This window comes from Cyanobium sp. BA5m-21 (assembly GCF_024346235.1).
GTDB classification, from domain to species: domain Bacteria; phylum Cyanobacteriota; class Cyanobacteriia; order PCC-6307; family Cyanobiaceae; genus Cyanobium_A; species Cyanobium_A usitatum.
On sequence record NZ_JAGQCO010000084.1, the window covers coordinates 1 to 5,875 of the forward strand.

General features: G+C 65.5%; 8 protein-coding genes. 5 read left to right on the forward strand and 3 right to left on the reverse strand.

What is annotated here, in order from left to right; genetic code table 11:
- Positions 1–103: 103 nt before the first annotated feature.
- Positions 104–688: a WD40 repeat domain-containing protein gene (locus KBY72_RS13940; protein ID WP_254962374.1), complete on the forward strand. Its 585-nt coding sequence runs from the start codon at positions 104–106 to the stop codon at positions 686–688.
- A gap of 64 nt (positions 689–752) precedes the next feature.
- Here the strand turns inward: KBY72_RS13940 and yidD are convergent, their stop codons facing one another.
- From yidD to KBY72_RS13955, 3 genes are read right to left on the reverse strand one after another with little or no spacing between them, the layout of a single operon-like run.
- Positions 753–992 carry a membrane protein insertion efficiency factor YidD gene (gene yidD, locus KBY72_RS13945; protein WP_254962373.1) on the reverse strand — a complete coding sequence of 80 codons (240 nt, stop codon included), beginning with the start codon at positions 990–992 and terminating at the stop codon, positions 753–755.
- A 4-nt stretch (positions 993–996) separates the two neighbouring features.
- Positions 997–2,448: a cysteine--tRNA ligase gene (gene cysS / locus KBY72_RS13950; protein WP_254962372.1), complete on the reverse strand. Its 1,452-nt coding sequence runs from the start codon at positions 2,446–2,448 to the stop codon at positions 997–999.
- Complete coding sequence (locus KBY72_RS13955) at positions 2,448–3,146, reverse strand: SgcJ/EcaC family oxidoreductase (protein ID WP_254932351.1); 699 nt, start codon at positions 3,144–3,146, stop codon at positions 2,448–2,450. Before KBY72_RS13955 ends, cysS begins: the two co-directional genes overlap by 1 nt.
- Before the next feature lie 153 nt (positions 3,147–3,299).
- Between KBY72_RS13955 and KBY72_RS13960 the strand changes: the two genes are divergently transcribed.
- The 4 genes from KBY72_RS13960 to KBY72_RS13975 form a co-directional block, all read left to right on the forward strand.
- Positions 3,300–3,740, forward strand: a complete 441-nt coding sequence (locus KBY72_RS13960; RefSeq protein WP_254932350.1) for a hypothetical protein — start codon at positions 3,300–3,302, stop codon at positions 3,738–3,740.
- A complete protein-coding gene (locus KBY72_RS13965) occupies positions 3,733–4,839 on the forward strand; it encodes a WD40 repeat domain-containing protein (RefSeq protein WP_254962370.1) in 1,107 nt (368 codons plus the stop codon). Before KBY72_RS13960 ends, KBY72_RS13965 begins: the two co-directional genes overlap by 8 nt.
- 5 nt (positions 4,840–4,844) lie before the next feature.
- Entirely contained in the window at positions 4,845–5,465 is a 621-nt protein-coding gene (gene hisI, locus KBY72_RS13970) for a phosphoribosyl-AMP cyclohydrolase (protein ID WP_254932348.1), read from the forward strand.
- 88 nt (positions 5,466–5,553) lie between these two features.
- Positions 5,554–5,875: metal ABC transporter solute-binding protein, Zn/Mn family (locus tag KBY72_RS13975; protein WP_254962369.1), on the forward strand; the 322-nt coding region annotated here is incomplete at its 3' end.

Genomic DNA, 5,875 nt, shown 5'->3' on the forward strand with positions numbered 1-5,875 from the left:
GGGGCCAACCGGCAATGGCGTGAGCCACCGTTGCCGTTGCCCGGCACGATCCAGACCCTGGCTTGGAGCGCCGATGGGGTACAGCTAGCGGCCAGTTGCCACGGTGAAGTGGTGCTGTGGTGCCCCTTGGACCCTGCGGGCCCCCACGGGCTCGGCTGGCCTGGCCCTGGCCTTTTCGCCCATCGGTGGGCTTCTGGCCTGTGGCCAGATGGATCGCTCGCTGCTGCTCTGGCCCGAGGAGGGCTATGGCCGACCCTGGCAGTTCAGTGGGTTCCCCGCGAAGGTGCGGGCCCTGGCCTGGAGCGATCAGCCTGGTCGACTGGCACCCGCCTTGGCGGTGGCCTCAGGCGACACCGTGGTGCTGTGGCAACAGCGCAATCAGAGCCAGCAGGGCTGGAAGCCCGAGCCCCTTCTTTGGCATCAGCACCGCGTTCATGCTCTTGCCTTTGCGCCTGATAGCAGCCTGCTGGCCAGTGCCTCCGCCGACGGCACCGTGGCCCTCTGGGATGGACGCGGCCGGATGCGGCAGCCGCTGGAAGGGGAGGGGCAAGGTTTCCAGGCGCTGGCCTGGCGGCCTGATGGCCGTCATCTGGCGGCCGGTGGCGATCAAGGCCGCTGGTGGCTGTGGCCGGTGGAAGTGCCAAGCAGGGAACGTCAGCGGCGTTCCGGTGGGGCCGGGTTTGGTTGAACAGCGGCTCCAACGCCCATGAACGCCTTGAACTGCTCCAAGCGCCGTTGCGGATCAGAGGCGGTCATGGCTGGCTTGTCTCTTTCTGCATAGGGGGTGGAACGGGGTCGTAGCCACCCGGGTGAAGTGGATGACAGCGACCCAGCCGGCAGAGCGACAGCCAGCTGCCGCCGATTATCCCGTGGATCTGGATCGCTTCGATGGCGTACTGGGAGCAGCTGGGAGTGAAGCGACAGTTGGGCCCCAGCAGTGGGCTGATCAGGATCTGGTAGCCGCGGATCAGCAGCAGCAGGAGACGCGTCACGGTTTCAGCCACGGTGATGGGAGGGTCGAGCAGGGCTTGGCGGAGCGATGGGACGGCAGGCCCTGACGTCTGCGACCGTCACCCCCGCCTCGATCAGCTGATGCCGCAACCGGTCGGCCAACTGAAAGTCGCCGTCCTGACGCGCCTGGAGGCGGCGCTTCTGGAGCTCGGCGATGGACGCCTCGTTCAGCTGCGGCTGCGACCGTTCGGCCGGCCGGGACGGGGCCTGCAAGGCGGCCAGGGCCTGAAGGGGGTCCTGTTGGAGCAAGCCGAGCAAACGGCCTGAGGCGAGCAGGCTGGCCCTGAGCGATTCCCGCGCAGCATCAGAGCTGGCGCGTTGCAGTTCCCGGCTCAGGCCATGCAGGCGGGCAAGGGTGGCGGAGATGTTGAGATCGTCCGCCAGGGCCTGCAGCACGATCGGATCTGGTTCGCCCTCGTTGCCAGTCGCGCCAACAACTGCTGCGGTGTCGCTACAACTCAGGGCCCTGTAGAAGCTCGCCAGCGTGCGTTTTGCCTGCACGAGCCGCTCCTGATTCCAGTCCAGGGGTTGGCGGTAGTGGCTGGCCAGCAGGGCAAAGCGCAGGGCTTCGCCGGGAGCCTGCAGGAGCAGATCTCGGACCAGCAGCACATTGCCGAGGGATTTCGACATCTTCTGCCCAGCCACGGTGATGAAGCTGTTGTGCAGCCAGGTGTGGCAATAGGGCAGACCGGTGGCAGCACAGCCCTGAGCGATCTCGTTCTCGTGGTGGGGAAAGATCAGGTCCTGGCCGCCGCCGTGGATGTCGATCGGGAAACCCAGGTGGCGCTGGATCATGGCCGTGCATTCCACGTGCCAGCCGGGCCGTCCGCGACCCCAGGGACTCTCCCAACCCGGCATGTCTGGGCTGGAGGGTTTCCAGAGCACGAAATCCATGGGATCGCGCTTGAAGGGAGCCACCTCCACGCGGGCGCCGGCCTGCATTCCTTCCTTCGTGCGGCCGGAGAGCTGGCCGTAGCTGGCAAAGCTGGCCACCTCAAACAGCACATGGCCCGCCGCAACATAGGCATGGCCACGATCCAGCAGTTGGGCGATCAGGAGCTGGATGTCGCTGATGTGCTCGGTGACGCGGGGCTCCCGGTCCGGTGGAAGCACATGCAGAGCGCGCATGTCGGCCTGATACGCGGCAATCGTGCGCTCCGTGATCGTGCGAATGGGCACCCCCTTTGAGGCTGCCGCCGCGTTAATCTTGTCATCGACATCGGTGAAGTTGCGCACATAGATCACCTGCCGATAGGCGTGGCGAAGCAAGCGCACCAACACATCAAAGACCACAGCCGGCCTGGCATTCCCAATGTGGGGCAAGTCATAGACGGTGGGGCCGCACACATACAGCGTCACCCGATCAGGTTGCTCCAGCTGCAGGGGGCGCTTGCGCCGGCTCAGGCTGTCGTGGAGCTGGATCCTGAGGGTGCCCATCAGCTTCTTGTTGCTTCCGGCAGCAGGGAGGAGTGATGGTGGGAGATCTTCCACTCACCATTCTCAAGCACGTAGATAAAGCTGTAGCGGGCCTGGGCGTTGCTGCCGTCAAGGAAGCGGAAGTTGTATAAACCTGCGTCTTGCACCATGTTGCAGCCGATCAGAATTTCCCGCTGGCTGATCTCACCGCTGGGTCGCTTCTCTAGAAAGTGGCTGAAATAGTCCACGATGCTGTCATGGTCTGTTCGGGGCTCATCCGAGAGCGTTGGCAGCAGCACCGCATCGCGGCTGTACAAGTGCGCTATTCGTTCCGGATCCCGGCTCTGCAACGCGTTGTTCCAGCGTTCAAACAGCATCTGAACCTCGGCCTGGCTGATCAAGGCGCAACCACTGGGCCCATCCCCTGGCAGTGAGGGCTGGCGGGATTCGAGCAGCTCCACCTGCAACCAAATCAGCCCGTTGCTGGGCAGGAGGGAATGGCCCACCAGTGCCAGGGGCCGCTGGCGAGGCCCCACGCGCCAGCGCCTTGTGGTTCCTGGCTGCAGGCCTGCCAACTCCATTTCCAGCCAGGCCGGAAGTGTGTCTTGACCAACAGCCAGGGAGAGGAGTTGCCGTTCGGTTTGCCGCCTGCCACTAAGGTCCGTGGCCTGCAGCGCCACGGTCAGCACAGGCGCGGGCTTCTCAGGTGCGCGTGCCACTGGGGTGATGGGGCTCTGCCCCTGCCGTGAAGCTGTTCTGCGCTGCATGGCCAAGGAGGACAACACCAAGCAGCTATCTTACGAGAATGATTATCGTTTGCTGATGCGGAGCATTTGGTGCTGCTCTCGTCCCCCTGGCTCCGGCGTCTGCCGATGACTTCGGACGCGCGGGAATTCTCTGGTCAGGACCCCTGGGAACAGGAACCCTCACCCGAGGAGCAGGAGCGCTTCGAGCGGCTTCACGATGGGCTGCTGCGACGGCAGGACAGCCTGCGGGGGCAGCAACAGCAGCTCTGGGCCTGCCTCCAGGCCATGCAGAGCCTGACGGCAGCTGTTGTCCAGCACCTCGCCAGCGAACCATCCTCCCTGGCGCGGCAGACCATCGGTCGGCGGCAGGTGCTCAGCGATCTCAGGGCTCTGCAGGCCTGGCTGCTTTCGGTGGAGCTGCTGCTGCAGCGCACCGGTGAGGTGGAGTGGCCGCAGGCTGTCGAGCGCTTGGCTCAGGAGCTGGTCGGTGAGCTGGCCCCTGATCCGCACGGCGAGCAGCGGATGCGGCTCAACCAGCTGTTGGAGTGCAGCACCCGTGATGGTTGAGCTCTCGCAGCCCGCATCAGCCACGGCCCAAGGACCGGTGAAGGAGCAACTGCGCGGCAAGGTTCAGGGCTGCATCACCGGCTTAGCCTGGGCTCCCCAGGCTGCCCAATTGGCCATCACCAGCGCAGCTGGGGATTTCATCCTTGTGGATTTCGCGGCCGGCGTGGACTGGCCCTTGCAGGAGGCCACCGCTGCCGGGAGCAAGGGCTTTGACGCCCTGGGTTTCTCCAGCTGTGGCAGCCGGCTGGCTGCCGCCGGTGAGGGTGGTGTGATCTCGCTCTGGCAACTGGACGGAGACGTGCCCGAACAGAGGCCGGTGCCGCCACTGGGGGGATGGATTGATCAACTGGCGTGGCAACCGTATGGCGTGTTGCTGGCGGTGGCACGGGGAGCGGAGATCTGCCTCTGGCACAGCGAGGCTCAGATCTGGCTGCCGCCCCTACGCATTCCTGGATCTGCGGTGATGGCATTGAGCTGGAGCCCAGCGGGTGATCAATTGGCAGTGGGCACGGGGCAGGGGGTGTGGATCTGGAGCCTGCCGCCAACGCCGTCTCCGGCCCAGCCGGTCCCGGAGCCGCTGCACTTGGAAACGGGCTCGGCGGTTCTACAGCTGGTTTGGGGATCGGACCCCCCTTGGCTCGTAGCTGGTTTGCTGGATCGCCGCCTGGTGCTGTGGCGGGATCTGCAGCAACCCATGCTTGGCGTAGGTGACCTGCCGGGCAAGATCCATGCGCTGGCGCTGTCGCGGTTGGCCAGCGGACAGCAAGGGCTGCTGGTCGCAGCGGCGGAGGCCGCTGTGGTGTGGTCGGGCCAGGGGGGTGACCTTGAGGCCTGGAACGCCGTGCTGCTGCCCTTTCATCTGGATCGGATCTCAGCGCTGGCCTGTGGCCCTGCCCAGGCCCCGATCGTCACGGCCTCGCGTGATGGCACCGCGGCGCTGTGGTCGGAAGCCGGATCCCTGCTCCAGGTGCTCGAACTGAATGGTCAGGCGCTCAGCAGCGTGGCCTGGCGAGCCGACCGCAAGGCCCTGGCAGCTGGCGGTGAGGAGGGCGGCTGGGTGATGTGGCCCCTCGATCCGGATGAGGGGGTCAGGGCATGAGCGCCATGGAGCGATGGCCACGCGCCTGCGTCGATCACCTGCGTTTCAACGCCGATGGCTTGATCCCCGCCATCACGCAGGACTGGCTCGACGGTGCGGTGTTGATGTTGGCCTGGATGACCAGCCCATCGCTGCTGGCCACGTTTGAGACCGGGCAGGTGCACTACTGGAGCCGCTCGCGCCAGCAGCTCTGGCACAAAGGAGCAACCAGCGGACACATCCAGCTGCTGCGGGGGTTTCGCTACGACTGCGATGCAGACGTGCTGCTGCTAAGCGTGCAGCAGGTGGGGGATGTGGCTTGCCACACAGGCGCCCGCAGTTGTTTTTTTGAAGACGGTGACACGCCAACCGGCGGAGGCCCCCAGGCCCTGCCTCCGCCGGTGGATGCACTCAGCGCAAGAGCCCGACTTCGGCCAGATGGGCGCACCAGCGGCGGCGCCATCACCGCTGCTGCTGGGCTTGATGCGGCCTGCCAACAGCTGACCGGGGACTGGCATCAGGGCGTGGACGGTGAGGATCTTGACCACGCCCTGGCGCTGCTGGACGCTCTGCAGCAAGGCCTCGCCGCCCGCGGCTTCTCCTGGCGTGACCTGCTCAAAAAGGCGAAACAGTCTCCGTTACGATAAGAATGATTCTCATTGCAGCTCCTTCTGTCGTGAGGGTCGCCGCCCTGGTTTCCCTGATGGGCCATCCACTCTTGTTGTCTGAATCCTGATGAGCTTTTTGTTCGCCTGCCTGCAACGCACCGGTCTTTTGGCACTGGCTCTCGTCCTGGTGGGCTGCGTAGCCCCGAGGCAGACCAACGACTCCAGCTCCGGTGGCAAGGCGTTCAAGGTGGTCACCACCTTCCTGCCGATCACCCTGTTCACCAAGGCGGTGGCGGGCGACTGCGCCACGGTCACCGCACTGATCCCTCCCAACCTGGGCCCCCACGACTTCCAGGCCAAACCGGGCGATCTGACGGCCCTGCGCCAGGCAGGGGTGCTGGTGAAGAACGGGCTGGGGATGGAGGCGTTCCTCGACAAGCTCGTGGCCT